Origin of the sequence: Megasphaera sp. UBA4382, from assembly GCF_002391155.1 — a bacterium.
Lineage (GTDB): Bacteria > Bacillota > Negativicutes > Veillonellales > Megasphaeraceae > Megasphaera > Megasphaera hexanoica.
In genome coordinates this window covers 1-21,508 of the sequence record NZ_DGRS01000042.1, presented here as the reverse complement: position 1 = coordinate 21,508, position 21,508 = coordinate 1, and the positions used below count along the sequence as shown (strand labels likewise).

General features: G+C 45.2%; 20 protein-coding genes, 1 pseudogene and 1 other annotated feature. Of the genes and pseudogenes, 14 read left to right on the top strand and 7 right to left on the bottom strand.

Annotated elements, in window-relative coordinates:
• Both B4H10_RS04790 and B4H10_RS04785 read right to left on the bottom strand, forming a co-directional pair.
• Positions 1 to 414 (bottom strand): hypothetical protein (locus tag B4H10_RS04790; protein WP_292018302.1); only part of this gene is annotated, 414 nt, incomplete at its 3' end.
• A 99-nt stretch (positions 415 to 513) separates the two neighbouring features.
• A complete protein-coding gene (locus B4H10_RS04785) occupies positions 514 to 1,428 on the bottom strand; it encodes a LysR family transcriptional regulator (RefSeq protein ID WP_075581583.1) in 915 nt (304 codons plus the stop codon).
• A 172-nt stretch (positions 1,429 to 1,600) separates the two neighbouring features.
• On the opposite strand from B4H10_RS04785, the gene B4H10_RS04780 reads away from it, so the two are divergent.
• The 4 genes from B4H10_RS04780 (at position 1,601) to B4H10_RS04765 (ending at position 5,729) form a co-directional block, all read left to right on the top strand.
• Positions 1,601 to 2,278, top strand: a complete 678-nt coding sequence (locus B4H10_RS04780; protein WP_292018301.1) for an RraA family protein — start codon at positions 1,601 to 1,603, stop codon at positions 2,276 to 2,278.
• 31 nt (positions 2,279 to 2,309) lie between these two features.
• Positions 2,310 to 3,200 carry an NAD(P)-dependent oxidoreductase gene (locus tag B4H10_RS04775; RefSeq protein ID WP_292018300.1) on the top strand — a complete coding sequence of 297 codons (891 nt, stop codon included), beginning with the start codon at positions 2,310 to 2,312 and terminating at the stop codon, positions 3,198 to 3,200.
• A 30-nt stretch (positions 3,201 to 3,230) separates the two neighbouring features.
• Positions 3,231 to 4,538, top strand: coding sequence for an MFS transporter (locus B4H10_RS04770; protein ID WP_292018299.1), 1,308 nt, complete (start codon positions 3,231 to 3,233; stop codon positions 4,536 to 4,538).
• A gap of 279 nt (positions 4,539 to 4,817) precedes the next feature.
• A complete protein-coding gene (locus tag B4H10_RS04765; RefSeq protein WP_292018303.1) occupies positions 4,818 to 5,729 on the top strand; it encodes an Rpn family recombination-promoting nuclease/putative transposase in 912 nt (303 codons plus the stop codon).
• 73 nt (positions 5,730 to 5,802) lie between these two features.
• Here B4H10_RS04765 and B4H10_RS04760 read toward each other — a convergent pair whose 3' ends face one another.
• Both B4H10_RS04760 and B4H10_RS04755 read right to left on the bottom strand, forming a co-directional pair.
• Complete coding sequence (locus tag B4H10_RS04760; RefSeq protein WP_292018298.1) at positions 5,803 to 6,747, bottom strand: hydroxyacid dehydrogenase; 945 nt, start codon at positions 6,745 to 6,747, stop codon at positions 5,803 to 5,805.
• Positions 6,748 to 6,776: 29 nt separating this feature from the next.
• Positions 6,777 to 7,727: an MFS transporter gene (locus B4H10_RS04755; protein WP_292018297.1), complete on the bottom strand. Its 951-nt coding sequence runs from the start codon at positions 7,725 to 7,727 to the stop codon at positions 6,777 to 6,779.
• Between the two features lie 54 nt (positions 7,728 to 7,781).
• Between B4H10_RS04755 and B4H10_RS04750 the strand changes: the two genes are divergently transcribed.
• Complete coding sequence (locus tag B4H10_RS04750; RefSeq protein WP_292018296.1) at positions 7,782 to 8,204, top strand: hypothetical protein; 423 nt, start codon at positions 7,782 to 7,784, stop codon at positions 8,202 to 8,204.
• A gap of 78 nt (positions 8,205 to 8,282) precedes the next feature.
• Here the strand turns inward: B4H10_RS04750 and B4H10_RS04745 are convergent, their stop codons facing one another.
• Positions 8,283 to 8,732, bottom strand: coding sequence for a flavodoxin family protein (locus tag B4H10_RS04745; RefSeq protein ID WP_059076574.1), 450 nt, complete (start codon positions 8,730 to 8,732; stop codon positions 8,283 to 8,285).
• A gap of 208 nt (positions 8,733 to 8,940) precedes the next feature.
• A complete protein-coding gene (locus B4H10_RS04740) occupies positions 8,941 to 9,915 on the bottom strand; it encodes an AEC family transporter (protein ID WP_059076575.1) in 975 nt (324 codons plus the stop codon).
• Between the two features lie 187 nt (positions 9,916 to 10,102).
• Between B4H10_RS04740 and B4H10_RS04735 the strand changes: the two genes are divergently transcribed.
• Positions 10,103 to 11,017: a LysR family transcriptional regulator gene (locus tag B4H10_RS04735; protein WP_292018295.1), complete on the top strand. Its 915-nt coding sequence runs from the start codon at positions 10,103 to 10,105 to the stop codon at positions 11,015 to 11,017.
• Here the strand turns inward: B4H10_RS04735 and B4H10_RS04730 are convergent.
• A complete protein-coding gene (locus B4H10_RS04730) occupies positions 10,988 to 12,172 on the bottom strand; it encodes a M20 metallopeptidase family protein (RefSeq protein ID WP_292018294.1) in 1,185 nt (394 codons plus the stop codon). The genes B4H10_RS04735 and B4H10_RS04730 overlap by 30 nt on opposite strands.
• 202 nt (positions 12,173 to 12,374) lie before the next feature.
• Between B4H10_RS04730 and B4H10_RS04725 the strand changes: the two genes are divergently transcribed.
• From B4H10_RS04725 to B4H10_RS04690, 8 genes and pseudogenes are all read left to right on the top strand, one after another.
• On the top strand, positions 12,375 to 13,946 hold the full coding sequence (locus tag B4H10_RS04725) for a ClC family H(+)/Cl(-) exchange transporter (RefSeq protein ID WP_059076578.1): 1,572 nt from the start codon (positions 12,375 to 12,377) through the stop codon (positions 13,944 to 13,946).
• A gap of 279 nt (positions 13,947 to 14,225) precedes the next feature.
• On the top strand, positions 14,226 to 14,726 hold the full coding sequence (locus tag B4H10_RS04720; protein ID WP_072235729.1) for a peptidoglycan-binding protein: 501 nt from the start codon (positions 14,226 to 14,228) through the stop codon (positions 14,724 to 14,726).
• Between the two features lie 177 nt (positions 14,727 to 14,903).
• A complete protein-coding gene (gene glmU, locus B4H10_RS04715) occupies positions 14,904 to 16,277 on the top strand; it encodes a bifunctional UDP-N-acetylglucosamine diphosphorylase/glucosamine-1-phosphate N-acetyltransferase GlmU (RefSeq protein ID WP_292018293.1) in 1,374 nt (457 codons plus the stop codon).
• Between the two features lie 60 nt (positions 16,278 to 16,337).
• Positions 16,338 to 17,303 (top strand): ribose-phosphate diphosphokinase, encoded by a 966-nt coding sequence (locus tag B4H10_RS04710; protein WP_059076580.1) that lies wholly within the window; start codon positions 16,338 to 16,340, stop codon positions 17,301 to 17,303.
• A gap of 21 nt (positions 17,304 to 17,324) precedes the next feature.
• A complete protein-coding gene (pth, locus tag B4H10_RS04705) occupies positions 17,325 to 17,891 on the top strand; it encodes an aminoacyl-tRNA hydrolase (RefSeq protein WP_059076581.1) in 567 nt (188 codons plus the stop codon).
• Between the two features lie 137 nt (positions 17,892 to 18,028).
• Positions 18,029 to 18,253 (top strand) — a binding site (T-box leader).
• Between the two features lie 433 nt (positions 18,254 to 18,686).
• Positions 18,687 to 19,673, top strand: a complete 987-nt coding sequence (locus B4H10_RS04700) for an MBL fold metallo-hydrolase (protein WP_234995353.1) — start codon at positions 18,687 to 18,689, stop codon at positions 19,671 to 19,673.
• Positions 19,674 to 19,923: 250 nt separating this feature from the next.
• Complete coding sequence (megL, locus tag B4H10_RS04695) at positions 19,924 to 21,123, top strand: methionine gamma-lyase (RefSeq protein ID WP_059076583.1); 1,200 nt, start codon at positions 19,924 to 19,926, stop codon at positions 21,121 to 21,123.
• A 171-nt stretch (positions 21,124 to 21,294) separates the two neighbouring features.
• Positions 21,295 to 21,508, top strand: a pseudogene (locus B4H10_RS04690) (pyruvate:ferredoxin (flavodoxin) oxidoreductase); the annotation flags it as partial.

The following is a 21,508-nucleotide window of genomic DNA, read 5'->3' as shown; positions in this document are numbered from 1 at the left end:
CATGTATGCCATGAGGAACGGAGTAATATGTTGGAAAAATATACTGGGAGGAATGAACAGGAGCTCTACGTTCATAATGAGCGTGAGAAGTGCCACAATATACAGACCCTGCATCCCCAGGACGAATATATATTGCAGACGGTACGCAGGCACAAACAGCAGTCCGAGAATCAGGTAAGGAATCGCGTGCAAGGATATGATGTCCTTGAATGAAATCCAGGCGATGCCGATGATGCCCTGTGAGAAAACCAGAACAACACAGAGAGTAATAACAACATACATTAAGATAAATGCCTTTGCCAGACGGTGTGACTCGTAAGGTGTCAGGAGTGGGACAAAGACTCTGTATTGGACGAAAATAGATGGCAGCAGGGCAAGAAGAAGGAGACCGACTGCCAGAGACGAAGAATGCATAGGCACGACCTTCTTTTTATAATTATGAGTATTATGCATATATTATACCAATAAGCCAGATTTAATGTAAAGCCCTGCCGATGTATTGTAAACAATGTGTTACACTTTATAAGCTAATGCTTGTCTGTCAATATTCAACGAAAATTCCTGCAAGTATTTGAAAAAAATAGAAAGAGACCTCTGCGTGGTGGGACGAGGTTTTTTGTGCTGGATAATATAGGCGGTCAGGGGCGCGGGAGAATCGGATAAATACGAATAGGTGAATCCACCCAGCGAAAAAGCATACTGTGCCATTCCCAAAGGAACGATTGACCAACGGCCGCTGTTTTTCAATACTTGCAATGTGAGAGGTGCTCCTGTAAGAAGTGTAGGACTGCTGTAAATATCACTGGGCCAGTGGTCATCATGCCAGTTTTTGAATTCCGGTGTCCAGGGAACATAGATTTCGTCCTGGGGATTTAAATCGGTATTGTCAATGGTCGAAATGCCTTTGTCAGATGTGGTACTGGATTTTAATACGACTAAAGGCGTTTTTTTCCAGGGAGTGCAGAGAATATCAGGATATTTGATGTTCCGCCAGGCAATGGCTACGTCGATTTCCCTGCGTTCGAGCAGTGGATATAATTCTGCCGTATGCTCAGTGTGCAGGGATAAATGAATTTTTGGCTGATGATTCAGCAATTTTTGAAATAATGGTGGAAAGATAAAATCATTCAGGTATTGGACAGAGCCAAAGGAAAGAGAAAGTTTTTCTCCTTCTTCTTTGAAGTGATCCAGCTCTTTCCATAAAGCGGCCCAACGGTGGGCGATAGGCATAAAATCCTGTCCTGAAGGAGTAAGTGAAATTTCTTTGATGCCCCGGCCCCGTTCCAACAGAGTAACGCCTAGTTCGGCTTCCAGATTCTGCAGACGGTGGGTAATAGCCGTCTGGGATACATAGAGCTGTTCAGCCGCCCGGCTGATATTGCGGGTCTGAACGACGGTCAGGAAGGCTTCGATGTCGTGTATATGCATGTGTGATACTCCTTTCAGCAAATATGAAAATAATTGATTATTAATTGCCTATTTATTCATTTTACTTTATTATAGCTTGGATATAAAATGATATCAAGACATGAAGCTTATACCGGTAAAGCATTAAACATGAATGTCATTATTTATATACATGAAAGGCGGAAAGAGAAGAATGAGTGTAGGATGCAAAATTATTAAAACGATTAAAAGACCAGATAGAGCATTAGTAGAAGCGTTTAAGGGAATGCCTGTAGCCAATATTGATGACTGCATGAACCGCACGGCAGCGGTGCGGTCGGATATCTGCCCATTGAACAAGGCTCCTCTGCTGGGAACGGCGTTTACAGTCAAAGTACCGGAAGGCGATAATCTGATGTTCCATGTGGCTATGGATATGGCACAGCCGGGTGATGTCATCGTTATTGATGCCGGCGGTGATCCGAACCGTGCTATCTTTGGAGAACTGATGATTACCTATTGTCAGAAACGGGGCCTTGCCGGTGTCATCGTAGATGGAGCTATCCGTGATTCCGACGAAATAGCGGCTATGGATTTCCCTGTATATGCTAAAGCTGCGATTCCCAATGGTCCGTATAAAAATGGCCCGGGAGAAATCAATACGGTCATTTCCTTTGGAGGAAAAATCATCCGCCCTGGTGATATCATCGTCGGTGATGGTGATGGTATTGTCGTCATCAAACCGGAAGAAGCAGCAGATATTGCAGCTGCAACGAAGAAGGTCATGGAAAAAGAAGCGGGGATCATGAAACACATTGTAGAAGATGGCACCTATATCCGTCCCTGGGTAGCAGAAAAAGTCAAAGAAATTGGTGCAGAAATAATAGAGTAAATCAAATAATGATGTATGGAGTGTGAGTATTGTGAAATTAGGATTCATTGGGTTTGGTGAAGTAGGATACGAAATCAGCAGTGGGCTGGTAGAACAGGGCTTAAAAGAAATTTATGCTTATGATGTGATGCAGAATCATCCGGAAAAAGGATATATTGTAAAAGATAAGGCGGAAAAAGCAGGGGTAACCCTTCTGGATTCTGACAATGATGTGGTAGAAAAATGCGATATGATTCTGATGGTCGTACCCGGTGCATTTGCACTGGATACGACGAAAGGATTGCTGGGCAGTGTGACACCGGGGAAACTTCTCGTTGATTTATCAACCAGTCTGCCCAGTGTCAAACGGACAGAAAATCAGTTAATCAGTGAAAACGGCGGGAATTTCATTGACGGGGCGCTTATGGCCAGCCTGAGTCAGGCTCATTATAAAGTACCTATTTTGGTTTCGGGCGCAAATTGTCAGCCTTTTATCGACGCGTTAGTCCCGTATGGCATGAGTATCAAACAGATTACGGAAAAACCTGGTGATGCCATCGCAGTAAAATTTGTCCGCAGTATCTACATGAAAGGCATTGCGGCATTGGGAGCAGAAATGCTGGAAGCTGCCAACGTACTGGGCGTAGATAAACTGGTAATTGATTCGATTGGCAACACGCTGGATGGGAAATCATTTGATTTCAACAATAATTACCTTGTTGTAGCCAGTGCATGGCATGGAGCCCGGCAGGCCCATGAAATGAGCGACGTAATGAAGATGCTGGAAGACATTGGTGTGGCACCGATTATGACGCAGGCTACAGAAAAACGACTGGAATGGTTCCGTGATCTCGATGCACATACCTATTTTAATGAAAAACGACCAGAAAACTGGCAGGACGTAGCTGTACTTTGGGATAAAGTGCGGGAAGAAGGGAAATAATTGGCATTGTTTTAACGTAGGAGGTTTGTTATGGTAACGGAAGCAATCGAAAAACAAACGATGAGTAAAGTAAAAGTACGTTTGATACCGTTTCTGCTTATATTATATTTCTTCTGTTTACTTGACCGGGTAAACGTCGGTTATGCGGCATTGACGATGAACGCAGATTTAGGTATTTCTGCTGCTGAATATGGACTGGTTGCGGGAATCTTCTTTATAGGGTACTTTCTCTTTGAAGTTCCGAGCAATATTATTATGACCAAGGTAGGGGCCAGAAAATGGATTGGGCGGATTTTGATAACCTGGGGACTGGTTTCTGCATTATGTGGCTGTATTCAGACGGCAACCCATTTGTACATCATCCGCTTTTTATTGGGTGTGATGGAAGCAGGCTTTTATCCCGGTGTCATGTTATACATGACATATTGGTTCCCAGCAAAAGACCGGGCCAAGGTGGTTACCCTGTTTATGCTGGCATTGCCTCTTTCTGCTGTTATTGGAGCACCGTTATCCGGACTTATTCTGGATCATGTACATGCTCTGGAATTACAAAGTTGGAGATGGTTATTTTTACTTGAAGGGCTTCCTACGTTTTTTTCAGGTATCATCACTTGGTTTATTTTGCCTAATAAGCCCTCTGATGCTAAATGGTTGGCTAAAGATGAAGCAAATTGGTTGGAACAGACGATTGAAGAAGAACATGCAATGGTCGCTAAAAAGCATAAGCAATCCAAATGGAAAGCCCTTACTGGTGGAACTGTATGGCTTTTAGCAATCATATACTTTAGCAAGACATGTGCATTCTATGGCGTAAGCTTTTTCGCACCGACATTAATTAAGCATTTAACAGTAGGATTATCTAATTTCGAAATTGGTGTTTTCAACGCCGTCCCATTAATTATTGCCTCGTTCTTCATGATTTTCTGGAGCCGTCATTCTGATAAGACCGGTGAACGATATCTCCATGTTGCTACTTCCGTTTTCCTTTGCGGAATAGGTGTTATTGGATTAGGATTTACTAGTAGTCCGGTAATGGCCTTTATATTCTTGACCGTCGTATTTTGCGGAGCCTATAGTATTTATGGCGCCTTCTGGGCGATGACGTCTATGATCTTTTCAGGTGAGTTTGCTGCAATCGCGATGGCCGCTATTAATTCTATTGCTAATTTAGGTGGATTTGTAGGTCCTGTGGGTATTGGTGCATTACGGGCTGCAACAGGAAGTAATCAGTATGGCTTTTACTTGATTGCAGGATTCCTGATAGCATCGACGTTAATTACTTTAGGATTAAAACAAGTTAATCAACGTAAGGAAATTCCGGTGGAAAGTAAAATATAAGTGATATAGCAATACACCTTATCCTGTTTTGGAGGTAAGGTGTATTGCTATATTGCATATATGATGTTTTTTTTGTTATGGTATAGGTGAGAATGAAGATCTTGATAGTGACTGTATATAAGGAGTGGAGCGTATGCTGTAAGTAATGACTGGTAAAGAATGTAAGGTTTGATGGTATGGAACTTCAGGTTCACACGATTAGCGATTTTTGGCGCAGTTGTGTGGACCTTTTTTTTGTTTTTTTCATGATATAATAAAGAAAGGATGAGTGTATTGACTATGTATGAAATGAACAGGAAAGCCCGGTATGATATGCTGGATTCACAACTAAGCGAGCATAATTTCAATCCTATGAATGATGTCCTGTTTAAGTTTATATTTGGAAAACCGGAGCGGAAACAAATCACCATGGATTTTCTCAATGCCGTTGTTTCTGAAGATTTGGGTCATCCAATTTGTGACATTGTATTTGCCCCAACGGAATTGATACCGGATAGGTATGACGAAAAATTATCGCGGCTGGATGTGGCCTGTACACTAGATACGGGGGAACAGGTAGATATTGAAGTACAGGTCATCAATCAGAAAAATATGCAACGACGCACCTTGTGCTACTGGGCCAGAATGCACCTCATGTCTCTGCCTCTAGGAGGGGACTATAAAGACGTAAAACCCTGTATTACGGTCAACCTGTTACGGTTCAATATATTGCCCCAGGAAGAGGCTCATTCTCTGTGGAGCGTGTATAACATACAGACGGGTGACCGGCTGAACAAGGATTTGGTATTACATTTTCTGGAAATCCCAAAATTTGTCAAAATGCCTGTGTCGCATATGACGAAAATGGAGCGGTGGCTAGCATTTTTTGCCAACAAACTGAATGCAGAGGAAAAGGGGGAACTGATCATGAGTGATGCAGCGATTCATGATGCCATGAAAGCGGCCCGGGAATTCATGCAGAATACAGCAGAACGAAGAGCCTATATCAACCGGGAAATGGCTATCATAGATTACAATACAAATACCAGGGAAGCCTTTGAAAAAGGCGAAGAAAAGGGGATTAAAAAAGGGGAGAAACGGCTTGGCACATTGATTCAATACCTGATGGACGAGCATAAATTGGACGACGCCCGGCGTGCCGTACAGGATGAGGCATTCCGCAATGAATTGTATAAGAAGTATGGAATTTGATATAGTATAAATAATAGAAGCGCTGACAGTGAAAGATATTGCCAGCGCTTCTATTATTTATTTAAAGATGATTTTAATGAATTTTAGCTCCGAGATTTGTAAGAGTAGGTTTATTTTCACTTACGCGGATGATTTCATCGACGGCACCTGTGCCCATACGGGTCAGGGCTTCATACGTATTTGCGCCGTTATGGGGAGTGCCGACAAAGTTGAAGCAATTAAAGAGTTTATCATGTGGGGGAAGTGGTTCTGCGACAAATGCATCAAAACCGGCACCCCATATTTTCTTGTTTTGCAGAGCTTCATACAAATCGGTTTCATTGACGATACCGCCACGCGATGTGTTGATTAAGATGGTTGTCGGTTTCATCATTCCCAATTCACGTTTGCTGATGAGATTGCGTGTAGCATCGTTTAAGGGAACAGAGATAGAAATGACATCACAGGTTTTAATGATATCGTCCATATCTTTTGTATGATGAAATCCCATCGATTCGCATTTTTCTGTGGAAATAAATGGATCATAGGCGTAGACATCCATATTAAAGCCGGATTTTAACTTCTTCCCGACGAGATAGCCAATGTGACCGATTCCGATGAGGCCTAATCTTTTTCCTGTGATTTCATATCCTTTAAGATACATTGGCTGATTGCGTTCCAGCCCTTTTTCGTTATCTATATGGGCCTGTGTGATTTTTCGGGCACAATCAAAAATTAGTGCAACGGCTTGTTCGGCTACGGAATTAGAATTGGCAGTCGGTGTATTGGTTACGAGGATGCCTTTGCTTTTAGCATATGGAATATCGATGTTATCTGTACCGACCCCATGTTTAGCGATAATCCGGAGTTTGGGCATGGCATCTATTTCTTCTTTACCAATTTTGTAAGTACGGACAATGCATGCTTCTGCATCGGAGGGAGAATTGATTTTATCATCCTTCCACGTCACAACGTCCAGATGTTTACGTGCATATGCCAGTGCATCGTCAGAAATAGGATCAAAAATATATGTTTTCATCAAAAGCATCTCCTCTAACAGGTGGAAAACTAATTATTATTTGGAACAGAATCGGTTTTTTGAATCGGCTCTATCATGGTAATAAGAAGGAAAACAACTAATAACGAAATACCAGCAAGGAAGGTAAAGACATGATTCCAGCCAAACATGTCGAGTATCAGCCCTACGGCAAAAGGACCAAATGCTCCGCCTAATGAACCAGCAGTATTTACGATAGCTGCAGCAAATGGCACTTTATCTTTGGTGGCAATGCCCATAGGATAGGCTAAGAACATGGAATATCCAAGATTCAGGAAAGTACCGGCCAGTAAAAGAAGCAAACCAAGAATGGTCATATCATTAGGGGCATATTTTAGAGAATACATCAGAAAAACAGTACTGATAGCGGTAATCAGCATAACGGGTTTTCTGCGGCTATGAAATACTTTATCTGATAGTGTTCCACCAATAACATTGCCCAAGACGGCGCCAATCCATGGAGCGGAAGCAACTAATCCCACTTTCATAATGGCAAATTGCTTTACTTGCACGAGATATGTAGGAATCCATGTCATAATGGTGTAGGTAATGGCTACAAGGCAGAAATAGCCAGCCGCATCCGCCCATACATTCCACGATTTCAGGATTTCTTTATTGGATTTTAAGGGAGTTACTAGTTTTGTACGAATAATCTTATCAATAACTCCTTCAGGATGTTTTGCATTGGAGGATGTTCTTTTTTTGGTATCTTCCAGTGTGACAGTAGGATGTTCGATATAGTGAATTTCTGCTTCATTGACATGTCTGCTGTCACGAGGGTTATCGCGAACAAATAACCACCAAAGCACTGCAAGGAAAATACCGGGAATGGCAAACACGTAAAACACAGTCCGCCAGCCAAATTCAATGAAATATATGAACAGGTACGGATCCATGTACTGGATATTGGATTTCCTCTGCGGGAACAACGGGTGCCCCATATCAGGGTCTGGAAGATTCATTCCGAAACCCTGATGGTAGTAAGCCGGCATAAAATACATAATAAAACTGTCTTGATGCCGTCTGATCTGGATGGCAGGAAGCAGATATATATCAACTGGGGGGCAGATTATGTCCATTGGCATAGTTTGTATTTTCCATCTTACATCATGCCGAAGTTTTCTGTAGATACGGCTAAGATAGCGGTTGATTTGCTCGATGATACGACGTGGTTCTTTGCTCCTTATAGCATATGCCTGGAACTCCGTAAACGGGAAGACTGCTATATCTCCGGACTGGCTGTGCAGACTCCTTCGCGGGATATGTATATGATTACCGATACGCAGATGGAAAAAATGAAGCGCCGTGAAATCACGCTATTTAAATGGAGAATTATTCATTATATCCGTCATAAAGAAAAAGAATTTATCGATATGCTTCATCGGTTTCACATGGAAAATCAGACAGAGTATGTCTTTGAAAAAGATATGAGAAAATAAAGTAAGCAATGAAAAAGCCGGAACAGAGATGAGAAATTTTCTTCTCATTCTGTTCCGGTTTTTTATCGTACTATCCTGCTATGCTGCTGTCAGAACCCGTTCATAGGTGTTGGCTGCAAAGTCCTGGAGTGTATCCAGACGGAGCGATTCCTGCTTGCCCAGGGGCGTTCTGGCGATGGATTCATCTACGTAGCTGACGTGCGTACCGGCAACCCACACATGGGGCGGCAGCAGATCGACGGCCTGGCGCAGGTTTTTTGAGATTTCATCGGAATATAAGTCACGGTGCATAGTCGCAAAAATAGCTACTTTTTTTGCATTCAGCCGCTGTAATACGGACCGGGATACGCTATCCAATTTGTAATCTAAAAACCAGATGCCGGCAAAGACGATGTCGTAGTCGTCAAAGTGTTCCGGGGCTTGTTCCATGGGCAGGAAATCCGTGTTTTCGGGGAGTACGGAACGGATTGCTTCAGCAAATTTTTTCGTTCTGCCAGTTTGGGATGAGTAGAGTACGAGAGCCTTCATGATGGATGTCTCCTTTCTTGTATATCGGTCATTTGTTTTTTTTCTATGATTACTATATCATGATTATAACAGGATTTCTGTTACATTTACAACATATGTTTAAAAGAAATGATTATCAATAACGAATAAAGAGATGCCAGATAATGCATACGAGGGTATGTATTATCTGGCATCTCTGATTTTATAAAAGGTATAATATTATAGAAAATTACACAAATATAAGGTGGCCGACGAATATGACTAATGTCAGTGAAATGGCACTGAGTGCCGTCGTATTCATGACGACCTGGGTGGCATAATTGGGATTATTATCAAATTCCATGGCAAACATAGCCGTGTTGACGGCAGTTGGAATGGCACAATAGATGAGGAAGACGATGGCCCCGACCGCTGTAAAAGTGCCAGGCATGAAAACATTGGCGGTAAAAATGATAGCCAGGCCGATCACGGGCATTATGAAGAATTTTAAGATGCTGATTATCCAGACATCGGGATTCAGCCACTCGATTTTCGTTTGTGAAAGCTGCACGCCAATGGTAAACATAGCGACTGGTGTGATGGCTTGACTTGACATTTCCATAATAGGCCAGAAATAAAAGTTTTCTGCATGTAAGCCGAGATACCGGGTCAGGACCGCTGCTGCAAACAAATAAATAATTGGCATTTGGAACATTATTTTCAGTGTGTCCCGTGCAGTAAGTCTCCCGCGTCCGGCCTGATAGAGTCCCAGCGTATTGAGGCCGACACTCTGAACTACATAAATTATAATCCAGACGACCATCGCTTCATCCAGATACGGTGTCTGGCCATTTACAATAAATGGTTCATGAGAAAAGACCAGGATAATTAATGCGACACCAAGGTTGCCAGTATTATTGAACATCAGCGCATTGCGGCATGATTCAGTCATTCCGGCGTCATAATGCTTCCACCGGCTGATAATATTGGCAATAACAAAAGAGATGAAGAGCAGGACAAACACACAGAGCAGGATATTTATACTGTTGCTGGGAAAATTTGTTTTATAAATGTTAGTGAAAATAAAGCTGGGAATGATGAGGAAAAAGAGCAATTTAGACAATGACTTGACAGCAATGTGAAATTTTCTGTCTACAAGGTAACCGATAAGTACCAGTGTAAACAGGGGCAGCATCGTATGTTCAAGAATGTAAAGGAAAACCATGGTAGGACCTCACTTCGGGTAAAAATATTTGGAACCATATGATTTTCTACTATACGAAACTTTATTGATTTTGTAAAATAGTAAATATCAAATGAATGTATCGCGATTTGGAATAGGTATAGAAACAGAGTCTGATATGTACTGATAATATTGATTTATGGAATATGAAACGAAGAGAGGGAAAAGGATGTATACGAATGAAGATTTACAGATTTTTGTTGATTTATCCCAGACACTCAGCTTTTCTCAGACAGCACGAAATCTCCATTTGTCTCAATCGACGGTGAGTAAACGGATAAAAGATCTGGAGACAGCATTGCAGGTCATTTTGATAGAGCGGGGGCAGGGCATGAAATCTCTCCGCCTGACACTGGCAGGCGAGAATTTTCTCCCTATCGCCAATGAAATGCTGTCTCTGTGGAAGGATGCCTGTCATCTGGGAAGAGGACGCTGGCAGTCGTCTTTTACGATTGCCTCTCTGAGCAGCCTGAATATCCAGGTAATCCCAACGATAGTGGACTATCTGCACGGACATGCGCCGGCGACACATCTGCAGGTGATGACCTCTCATTCGGGATTGATTTATGATTTGGTTGAACGCCATCAGGCAGATCTGGGATTTTCTCTCATTGCCAGAGAATATCAGAATACGCTAGTAGAAAAATGGTTCAGTGAGCCCATGGTCGTAGTCCGACCAATCGGGACCGAGATTTCCGGACCTGTCTGCAGTCCCCGGGATCTGCCACAGGAAATGGAAATTTATAATTACAGTGGCATTGGGTTCCAGGCATGGCATGATCAATGGTGGGCATCGGTCAATAACAGTTATGTCAGCCTGGATAATGCAAGCCTGATTCCTCTGATGCTGAATAAGCCGGGACAGTGGTCTGTTATGCAGATTTCCATGGCCCGGCAATTAGCGGCGACGGGACAGTATGTTATACAAAAACTGACTAACCCGCCGCCAGATCGTGTGTATTATCTGGTCACGCATCTGCATCCGACGCAGACAGCAGCACATATTTTATCAGTATTGCGGCCGTGTCTGCAATCTTTTGCCGGTCAGGAAGAATCAGCCGGCGAAGTAATACACAAGGGTTAGCATACTTTCTGCCATGTACTGTAATGCATGGCTATCCCAGTGAAAATCCGGGTTGTGGCCGAATACAGGTTCTTTGTCATAGATGCCTGTGTAATAAAAACAGGAAGGAACAGCGGCACTAAAGTAGGCAAAATCTTCAGAACCGGAGCCGCGTTCCATGGTAATCAACTGGATGCGGTCAGCCATGTGGTGGCGCAGGATGGATTCGACGCGGGATGTGACGGCATCATCGTTTATGCATACTGGGGAGAAGGGAACGACATGAAGCTGGCAGGTACCACCATAAATGGTTTCCGAAGCGGTCAGGATATGCTGCAATGTTTCCAGTATATCCTGACGTTTTTTTTCATTATATGTGCGCAGCGTTCCCTTGAGTTCTGCTGTATCGGGAATGACGTTGGGATTATGGCCGGACTGGAACTGGCCAAAGGTGAGGACGACGCCGTCGCCATCGGCCCGTTTATGGTATACATAGTCCTGAATCTGGGAGATAATGGATACGCCCATCTGAATGGGGCTGATGCAATCCGATGGCCGCGATCCGTGTCCGCCTTTTCCATGGATTGTGATGGTGAAATCGTCACAAGAAGCAGAACATTCTCCATGGCGAAGACCGATGTATCCCTGGGGAAGTCCGCCGGCGACATGCAGTCCCAGAGCGTAATCGACATGAGGATTATGTAATATCCCTGCTTCTATCATGCGGGCAGCGCCGCCGTCTCCTTCTTCCGCAGGCTGGAAGGCGAGGCGGATTGTGCCACGCAGGCAGTTCCGGTGAGCCTGGAGGATGCGGGCGACGCCGAGAAGATTGGCCGTATGTCCGTCGTGGCCGCAGGCATGCATGACACCGGGCGTCTGGGAGGTATAGGAACAACTATATTGCTCTGTCAGGGGCAGTGCATCCATGTCGGCGCGGAGCAGTAAGACCGGGCCGGGCAGTGCCCCCCGGATGAGACCGGTGACTCCCGTATCAGCGATGATGCGGGCATCTTCTATGCCTGCTTTCTGGAGTTCGTGAAGGACTGTCTGACTAGTTTTGTGTTCCCGGCCGCTCAATTCCGGGTGGGCGTGGAACTGTTCACGCATATGGATCATATAAGATAATTCATGCAAAACAGCAGATTCAATATCAAAATCGGGCTGGTACGTATGCACTGTATAGGCCTCCTTGCCATAAAAAATGTTATGTTTATCCATCGTTTAATTCACTTGTTTCTTATATTATATATACTATAATATATTGCGTTTTTTATACGATGATGTACTCTATGCCGTTTATTATATCATGAGAAACGTCATAAAATAATCAAAATATAAAAAATATGATATACTGACCATATATAGGGAGGTTGGCATCATGCAAAGTAAAATAGATATTATTCCGGTTATACGGAATTTAAACCACTGGCCCCGCTTCCGCCTGCGCTTGTTTGCAGAAGGCGCGTGGGTGGGCCTCTTGAGCGGTATTGTCATAAGCTTTTTCCGCTGGTGTCTCGAAGCGGGTACCCGGCTGCGCGAACAGATATACGTCCTGCTCATGCAGGCGGGATGGATGGAAAATATATTATGGTTTGTGTTTTTACTGTTAGCATCGTATGTACTGTACCGGCTGAAACAGCATGAACCGGAAGCATCCGGCAGTGGCATTCCGCAAGTAAAAGGAATCATTCTCGGCGTCGTGCGTTTGCGATGGCTGCGTGTCCTCTGGGTCAAGCTGGCTGGCGGTATCCTGGGGATTGGGCTGGGCCTGTCCCTGGGACGGGAAGGGCCGTCTATTCAGCTTGGTGCGGTAACCGCACAGGGGATGAGCCGCGCACTGGGGCGGACGAGGATGGAAGAGCGCTACTTAATCACGGCGGGAGCCAGTGCCGGTCTGGCGGCCGCATTCAATGCACCGCTGGCAGGGGCGATTTTTGCTCTGGAAGAACTTCATCGCAATTTTTCCAGTGTCGTGCTGGCTCCGGCTATGGCAGCAGCTCTGGTTGCAACCATGGTCAGCCGCGTAGTATTTGGCCGGGACCCGATTTTTCATTTTGGCATGCTGCCACCGTTTCCGTTACGTTACATGTGGCTGGCTGTTGTATTGGGAATCATTATTGGTGTAGCGGGAATTATTTTTAATAAAGGGCTTCTCAATATTGGTCGATTCTACGCATTGCCTGTATTCCGCAATGATTATATGCGCATTGCCTTCGCCCTGGTAACGGCTGGTATATTGGGATATGGATTTCCTCAGGTTCTCGGTGGGGGCAATGACCTCATCAACAGCCTGTATCAACTGCCGTTGTCGCTGACTCTGTTTCTGACACTGCTTTGTGGTAAATTCGTGTTTACACTGATCAGCTATGGATGTGGCACGCCGGGCGGATTTTTTCTTCCCATGCTGGTACTGGGAGCATTATGCGGTGGCAGCATAGGTATTCTTCTCGTACAAATGGGAGTGATTTCCTCGTATTACCTGACGAATATCATTGTCATTTCCATGGCGGCGTTTTTTGCAGCGTCTGTTCATTCTCCCGTTACGGGTACGATTCTGATCATGGAAATGACGGCGTCATATGAACATCTGCTTGTACTTTGCACGGCGTCTATGATTGCTTTGGCGACGGCACAGCTTCTGGGAGGGCAGCCTATTTATGATACACTGCTTAAACGGTCTCTTGCGACGAGACAAAAAGTGCTTCCTGCAGAAGAACGACGTAATATTCTGGAGCTGACTATCAGCAGCGGCAGCGTCGTTGATGGAAAATATATTGGGCGGATTGACTGGCCGGATCATGTTGCCTTAGTCGATATCAAACGGGGAACAGAAGAAATTATTCCCGATTATCATACCCGTTTATGTGCCGGAGATTACCTGTATGTCCTGACAGATTCCGTCGAAGCAGCAGAAAAAGTCAGGAACTTGGTAGAACACGAAAATGCATAATAATTATTAAAATTAGTACCTGGTAATAAAAATTTATGATTAAAGTGTGATAAATAGAGGATAATAAAGAACGAGCACAAAGAGAATAGAGTATAAATAGACGAAAATCGATGCATAAATACGTATTTTTTTGACTTATGGTGTCATTTTTGCTATAATTTTGTCGATGTGATTTTTTGATGTTAGCAAAGAGGTGGTTTTTTGAAGAAACGAATAGTCTTCTTACTCACAGCTTTATTTGTTTTTGCATTTTCTTCGCTTGCGTCTGCGAACGTAGAAATGGGGATGACCGGCTCTGTTGTACAGAGTGTGCAATATATGCTCATTGATACTGGATATTTATCTGATGGAGCAGATGGTGTGTTTGGCAGTGGTACACAAAGTGCTGTGCGTCGCTTTCAAGCAGATCATGGATTAGACGCCGACGGAGTTGTCGGAACACAGACAATGCAGGCTCTGGCTGATGCCAGCGGGCGTGAAGTACCTGAAGAAAGTGGTTCTTACCAGTACAGTATGGTGATGGATGCTACGGCCTATACGGCAGATGATCCGGGAAACAGCGGTATCACCGCAGGTGGTCACCGGCTGACGCATGGCCTCGTTTCTGTCGATCCCGATGTTATTCCGTTGGGAACGCGGCTGTATATTGAAGGATACGGGGACGCTATTGCCGATGATACGGGCGGAGCCATTGTTGGCAACCGCATCGATCTGGGAATGGACGACCGCGATGAAGCTTTGAATTTTGGCAGACAGAATGTAGTTGTCCATGTTTTATAAAATAGCAGAGTCAGAAAAGGAGAGGAGCCCCCTCTCCTTTTTGCATGTCAAAGAAGCATAAGAGAATTTACCAATTTGTGGCAATTTTTTGTAAATTTACTATGTATTTTAGGCAGTGTTTGTGTTATTCTAAAAAGACATGGTAAAGTTATTTGACACCAGGGAGGCTAAGGCTGAATGAAAGACACGATTGCACTTATCTTGGCAGCAGGCAAGGGAACGAGAATGAAATCCCGTCTTCCCAAAGTTCTGCATAAAGTCGGTGGAGTGCCGATGGTAGAACAGGTCCTGCGAACCGTAAAAGCGGCGGGCACACTGCGGCAGATTGTCGTAGTTGGTTTCGGTGGCGAAATGGTACAGGAATATCTGGGCAATGAAGCAGAAACAGTGATGCAGAAAGAACAACTCGGAACCGGGCATGCTGTCCTGCAGGCGGAAGCGCTGCTGAAAGATGCACAGGGAACGCTGCTGGTTACTTGTGGTGATACGCCGCTGGTTACGAAAGATACGTTTACATCCCTTCTGGACTGGCATGAAAAGAGCGGGGCTGCGGCTACGATCCTCACAGCTCATATGCCGGACCCTACTGGTTATGGGCGGATAATCCGCGATGAAGCCGGCCAGGTAGTGAAAATTGTCGAACAGAAAGATGGAACTCCGGAAGAACTGGCCGTCGATGAAGTCAATGCCGGTATATACTGCTTTGATTTGTCTTTACTCTGGCAGATGCTGCACAACGTGAATAATAACAACGCCCAGGGCGAATATTATCTGACAGATATTATTGGCATGCTGGTCAGTGCAGGAAGGGTAGTCAGCGCATTTGCTGCTCCCGATTATCGGGAAACGCTGGGTGTCAATTCCCGTCAACAGCTGGCAGCGGCCGAACAGGTCCTGCGCAGCCGTAAACTTGATGAGCTGATGACTGAAGGCGTTTCTATTATCGACCCGGCCAATACCTATGTAGATACGACGGTAGTAGTGGGCCGGGATACGGTCTTGTATCCGGGAACAATTCTGGAAGGAAATACCGTTATCGGTGAAGATTGCCAGATCGGGCCGTACGTCCGCATGACGAACGTACAAATGGGGTCCCACGATTATTTACAGTTTACCTATGCCCATGATTGTCAGATCAAGGATGGATGTGAAATCGGGCCCTTTGTCCATTTCCGTCCCAATACGGTGATCGGCAATCATGTCAAGGTTGGCAACTATATGGAAGTAAAGAATTCAAACGTCGGCGATGGTACCAAACTGCCGCACCTGAGCTATATTGGCGACAGTGATGTCGGTAGTGGCGTCAATATCGGCTGCGGAACGATTACCGTCAATTATGATGGCAAAATCAAACATCGCACGACGATTGCCGATCACGCCTTTGTGGGATGCAACAGCAATCTCGTAGCGCCTGTTTCGATTGGTGCTTATGCTTATGTCGGCGCTGGTTCGACGATTACCAAAGATGTTCCGGCCAAAGCTCTTTCTGTGGGCCGGGCCAGACAGCGTAATATCGAAGGCTGGGTAAAAGACGATACATATAAGAAATAATCAGTAAGTTCCATCGGTACTGCTGTTATTATATTTCACTACTTAATTAGGAGGCTCACCATGAGTTACGAAGACGGGAAAAAGCTGAAAATTTTTACAGGTAATGCCAATCCGAAACTGGCAAAAGAAATTGCAGACTACCTTGGCCTGGAATTGGGCAAGGCTTTTGTCGGCAAATTCAACAACGGTGAAATTCAGGTTATGATTGATGAAAGTGTCCGCGGCAAGGATGTTTTCGTCATTCAGCCGACATGTCAGCCTGCCAATGATACGCTGATGGAATTGCTGATTATGGCAGATGCGCTGAAACGTGCTTCGGCCCGTCACATTACGGCAGTTGTGCCGTATTATGGATATGCCCGTCAGGACCGCAAGACCCGTGGCCGCGAACCGATTACGTCCAAACTGGTTGCTGACCTGATGACGACTGCCGGCATTACCCGGGTGGTTACGATGGATCTTCATGCCGGACAGATTCAGGGATTCTTCGATATTCCTGTCGATCATCTCGGCTCTGCTTCTATCATTGCTAAATATATCAATCAAAAGAAAGCAGAATGTGATATGGGCGATATCGTCGTCGTTTCTCCGGACCTTGGCGGGGTAACCCGTGCCCGTGACCTGGCTGACCGCGTCAATGCGCCTATTGCAATCATTGAAAAACGCCGCCCCCGTCCGGGTGTTGCCGAAGTCATGAATGTCATCGGTGACATCAAAGGCAAGACTTGTATTCTCGTCGATGATATCGTCGATACGGCAGGTTCTTTGTGCGGTGGTGCCAAGGCACTGAAAGAAATGGGTGCTGCCCGTGTGTATGCAGCCTGTGCCCATGCCGTCCTTACAGATCCGGCGGTGGACCGCATTAAGAATTCGGTTATTACGGAACTGATTATTACGAATACGATTCCTCTTCCGGAAGAAAAACAGATTGATAAAATCAAAGTTCTCTCTGTGGCACCGCTTCTCGGCGAAGCAATCATGCGTATTTTCCACGATGTATCGGTCAGCCGTCTGTTTGACAAATAAGAGGCAGGTACGAAGGTGCACATGATAGTGGGCCTGGGCAATCCGGGCCGGGAATATGAAAAATCGAAGCATAATACGGGGTTCCGCGTCATTGACGAACTGGCATCACGCCTTGGCGTTACGGTCTGGCGGAGTCAGATGGATGCCCTGGTAGCCCAGGCGATGGATGACGGTGAAAAGATATTGCTGGTCAAACCGCAGACGTATATGAATAACAGCGGGGCTGCTGTAGGCCCGCTCATGCGTTGGTATAAACTGGATGAAACCGATGTATATGTCATATATGACGATATGGATCTGCCCGTAGGCCGGCTGCGTATCCGGACCAGTGGCAGTGCCGGGGGACACAATGGAATCAAGAGTCTTCTGGCTCATGGCTGTGAACGTTTTATCCGGTTCCGTGTAGGCATAGGCCGTCCATTGCCCCATCATGATGTCGTAGATCACGTTCTGACGCCTTTTCCAGACGAATTGGTACCAGAATATGAAGAAGGGCTCAAAAAAGCCGCAGATGCCATTCTGGGCTGCCTGAAACTGGGCGTGGATAAGGGAATGAACCGTTTTAATCCCCGGAAGAAAAAAGAATAAGAAAAAGCACACTGATTAAACGTTTAATTTAAGAAATGTGGCGAAAAACTGAAATAAAAGCCTTGACAGGGAATGATTTTTCATAGATAATGTATTCAATCTTTCCTATAGGCATATATTTTAAAGAATAGATGCCACAAAATGCTATGATTGGGTAAAGGGTATGATTGGTATTTTCTGACAGAGAACCGGCGGTTGCTGAGAGCCGGGAGATGATCCGTATATCCGACTTCGCCCGGGAGCAGCTATGTCGAATTTTTTTCTAGAGAAACAGGAGGCATAGACGTGATTCCGCGTTAGGGAATGTCTGGTAAGACACTGAGTATAATATCAGGGTGGTACCGCGATACTTCGCCCCTGTTGCATAGGACATGCAGCAGGGGCCTTTTTTATTGCAGACAGGGAAAGAGATGCCATTGCATCTGGGGAGATCAAATGGCACAGGGAGCCGGCCGGACAAACTGTGGGGGCAGTGAGAATGGTGGCATATGGGGGTATGCAAAAGCTTCCTGAAAAAGAAACAATGCGTAGATTTACATCGGTTCGTGATAAGTGCCGCACAGCGGCATGGGGGAGTATTTTTGTAGGGGGATTGGTAAGGTTTTAGTTTTTTATATTTTTATATTAGTTGTGTATTTTGCATCGTGTTATTATTTTTTTGTATTCCTGACGGTAAAGTTGTTGACGCTCTTTTATGCAGGACAAAACACCAGAAATGCGGATAGCTGCAGGTTATCCGTGTTTCTGGTGTTTTGTGTTATAATTAAATAATATTTCAGAGATAAGGAGCTTTATATGATGATTGAACATATATGTGCGGAACCGGATATATACCGCATTGAAGTACCACTGCCAAACAATCCGCTGCGATATCTGAATTCCTATGTCGTACGTGGCAGAGACCGGTTTTTAGTCATTGACACGGGATTTAACCGGCCGGAATGCCGGGAAGCGCTGTTTACTGGATTGGACAGCCTCCGTGTTGACCTGGCGCGAACCGATTTATTTTTGACGCATCTCCATGCCGATCATACGGGGCTTGTGGGAGATTTTGCCCGGGCGGGAAGCCGGATTTTCATGCATCATGATGACTATCAGTATCTCGTCGATTCGACTGATGGCAGCACCTGGCGATATGCGGAGGAAAAATTTATGGTCGAAGGAATGCCGCCGCAAGATATAAAGAATCAATTTTCCAATCAGGCACGGAAATATTCGCCGGACCCGTCTTTTACAGTACAGACTGTGCACGATGGGGAACGGATACTGCTGGCTGGTACGGAGTTTCAGGTCATTCATACGCCGGGCCACACAAAAGGACTGTGCTGCCTGTATATACCGGACAAAGAAATTATATTTACCAGTGACCATATTCTCTTTGATATTACGCCGAATATTCAATACTGGTATCATATGCCTGATGCGCTGGAACGGTATCTGCAGAGCCTGGATAAGGTATATGATCTGCCTGTACGGCTGGCCTTGCCGGGACATCGCAAAGGAGATACGTCTATTGCCAGCCGTATCGATGCGCTAAGGAGGCATCATGCCAGCCGTCTCGATGAAGTGCTGCAGGCGGCCGCCGCGCATCCAGGAGCGACGGCCTTTGAACTAGCCCCCTGCCTTTCCTGGTCTATGCGGGGCAGGTCGTGGGCCGAATTCCCACCGACCCAGAAGTGGTTTGCCATGGGAGAAACGCTGGCCCATATTGAATACCTGCTCCACCACGGGCAACTGATTCGTCGGGAAATTGATGGTACGTACCGGTATTATACCGTATAATGTAATAAACAACTATTAACTGCACTCTGCCATGAGAGAGTGCAGTTTTTTGTCTTGAATTTATATAGTTTTAAACTATGTAATAGCACGATTGATACGTATTATACAAAGGATGAGCATTATGTTACACTTACATTGTCAAGAGGAAACGAAATAAAAACAAGAAAACATACTTTGTTTATTAAAAGCTGCATAGCTTTTGAATAGTGTTATATATTATCATTCTATATAATTTAAGGAGGAAATTGTAATGGAAAAAGAAATGTTGAAGAAAATGGGTTTTGCTACACAGGCTATTCATGCAGGTGCTATGAAAAATGAATTCGGTGCTCTGACCAACCCGATTTATCAGTCTTCTACATTCGTATTTGATTCGGCTGAACAGGGCGGTAATCGCTTTGCTTTAAAAGAACCGGGCTACATTTATTCCCGTCTTGGCAATCCTTCCGATACGCAGGTTGAAGAAAAAGTTGCCATGCTCGAAGGCGGCGAAGCCTGCTGCTCTGCAGCTTCTGGTATGGGCGCTATTTCTTCCGCTCTCTGGACACTGCTCCATGCAGGTGACCATGTAGTAGCCAGCGATACGCTCTATGGCTGCACATTCGCTCTCCTGAACCACGGCATGACCCGCTATGGTGTAGAAGTATCCTTCGTCGATATCACCGATATGGACGCTGTTAAAAAAGCTATCAAACCGAACACCCGCGTTATTTACCTCGAAACACCGGCTAACCCGACACTGAAGATTTCCGATATCGAAGGCATCAGCAAGATGGCTCACGAAATGGGCGATATTACCGTCGTAGTTGATAACACCTTCTGCTCGCCGTACATCCAGAAACCGTTATCCCTTGGTGCTGACGTAGTTGTTCATTCTGCTACTAAATATCTGAACGGCCATGGCGACGTTATTGCCGGCTTCGTAGTTGGTACTCAGGAATACATCAACAACGTACGTCTCTTCGGTATCAAAGATATGACGGGTTCTGTACTCAGCCCGTTTGATGCATTCCTCATCGCCCGCGGCATGAAGACACTGGCTCTGCGTATGGAAAAACATTCGGCTAACGCCATGAAGGTTGCTGAATTCCTCGAAAGCCATCCGGCCGTTGCAAAAGTCAACTATCCTGGCCTGAAGAGCTTCCCGCAGTATGAACTGGCTAAAAAACAGATGCGTCTGCCCGGCGGCATGATTTCCTTCGAACTCAAAGGTGGCAGAGAAGAAGGCGCTATCGTCATGAACAACGTCAAACTGTGCAGCCTGGCTGTATCTCTCGGCGATGCTGAAACATTGATCGAACATGCTGCTTCCATGACACACTCCACATATACACCGGAAGAACTGAAAGCTGCCGGCATCAGCGAAGGTCTGGTACGTCTCTCCGTAGGTCTGGAAGATGCTGATGATATCATCGCTGATCTCAAACAGGCTCTCGATCTGATCAAATAATATTGGTAATGCAGACAGAATCCCACTCTGATTAATTGCATAACGCTAAGGGAGGCTGCAGCAAAATACATATAGAATTATGTTGCTGCAGTCTCTTTTTAGCTCTCTTATGGATAACGAAACATTATATTTACGCCTTAACATTTAGTTACGTTTTAGGAGGAGTTTCCAATGGCAATGAAAATGATGACCATGGACGGCAACACGGCTGCCGCCTATGTGTCCTATGTATTTACCGATGTAGCAGCCATTTATCCGATTACGCCGAGCTCGACTATGGCAGAAAAAATGGATGAATGGGCAACCCAGGGCGTCAAGAACATGTTCGGCCAGGTTGTTAAAATCCAGGAAATGCAGGCCGAAGGCGGCGCTGCCGGTGCTGTAC

Coding starts and splice junctions, on each gene's coding strand:
- B4H10_RS04750 (WP_292018296.1), top strand. CDS start 7,782: ATGCCGTCTGATCTGGATGGCAGGAAGCAGATATATATCAACTGGGGG.
- B4H10_RS04700 (WP_234995353.1), top strand. CDS start 18,687: ATGATGATTGAACATATATGTGCGGAACCGGATATATACCGCATTGAA.
- B4H10_RS04770 (WP_292018299.1), top strand. CDS start 3,231: ATGGTAACGGAAGCAATCGAAAAACAAACGATGAGTAAAGTAAAAGTA.
- B4H10_RS04735 (WP_292018295.1), top strand. CDS start 10,103: ATGTATACGAATGAAGATTTACAGATTTTTGTTGATTTATCCCAGACA.
- glmU (WP_292018293.1), top strand. CDS start 14,904: ATGAAAGACACGATTGCACTTATCTTGGCAGCAGGCAAGGGAACGAGA.
- B4H10_RS04740 (WP_059076575.1), bottom strand. CDS start 9,915: ATGGTTTTCCTTTACATTCTTGAACATACGATGCTGCCCCTGTTTACA.
- B4H10_RS04765 (WP_292018303.1), top strand. CDS start 4,818: ATGTATGAAATGAACAGGAAAGCCCGGTATGATATGCTGGATTCACAA.
- megL (WP_059076583.1), top strand. CDS start 19,924: ATGGAAAAAGAAATGTTGAAGAAAATGGGTTTTGCTACACAGGCTATT.
- B4H10_RS04720 (WP_072235729.1), top strand. CDS start 14,226: ATGGGGATGACCGGCTCTGTTGTACAGAGTGTGCAATATATGCTCATT.
- pth (WP_059076581.1), top strand. CDS start 17,325: ATGATAGTGGGCCTGGGCAATCCGGGCCGGGAATATGAAAAATCGAAG.
- B4H10_RS04760 (WP_292018298.1), bottom strand. CDS start 6,747: ATGAAAACATATATTTTTGATCCTATTTCTGACGATGCACTGGCATAT.
- B4H10_RS04710 (WP_059076580.1), top strand. CDS start 16,338: ATGAGTTACGAAGACGGGAAAAAGCTGAAAATTTTTACAGGTAATGCC.
- B4H10_RS04745 (WP_059076574.1), bottom strand. CDS start 8,732: ATGAAGGCTCTCGTACTCTACTCATCCCAAACTGGCAGAACGAAAAAA.
- B4H10_RS04780 (WP_292018301.1), top strand. CDS start 1,601: ATGAGTGTAGGATGCAAAATTATTAAAACGATTAAAAGACCAGATAGA.
- B4H10_RS04725 (WP_059076578.1), top strand. CDS start 12,375: ATGCAAAGTAAAATAGATATTATTCCGGTTATACGGAATTTAAACCAC.
- B4H10_RS04785 (WP_075581583.1), bottom strand. CDS start 1,428: ATGCATATACACGACATCGAAGCCTTCCTGACCGTCGTTCAGACCCGC.
- B4H10_RS04755 (WP_292018297.1), bottom strand. CDS start 7,727: ATGAATCTTCCAGACCCTGATATGGGGCACCCGTTGTTCCCGCAGAGG.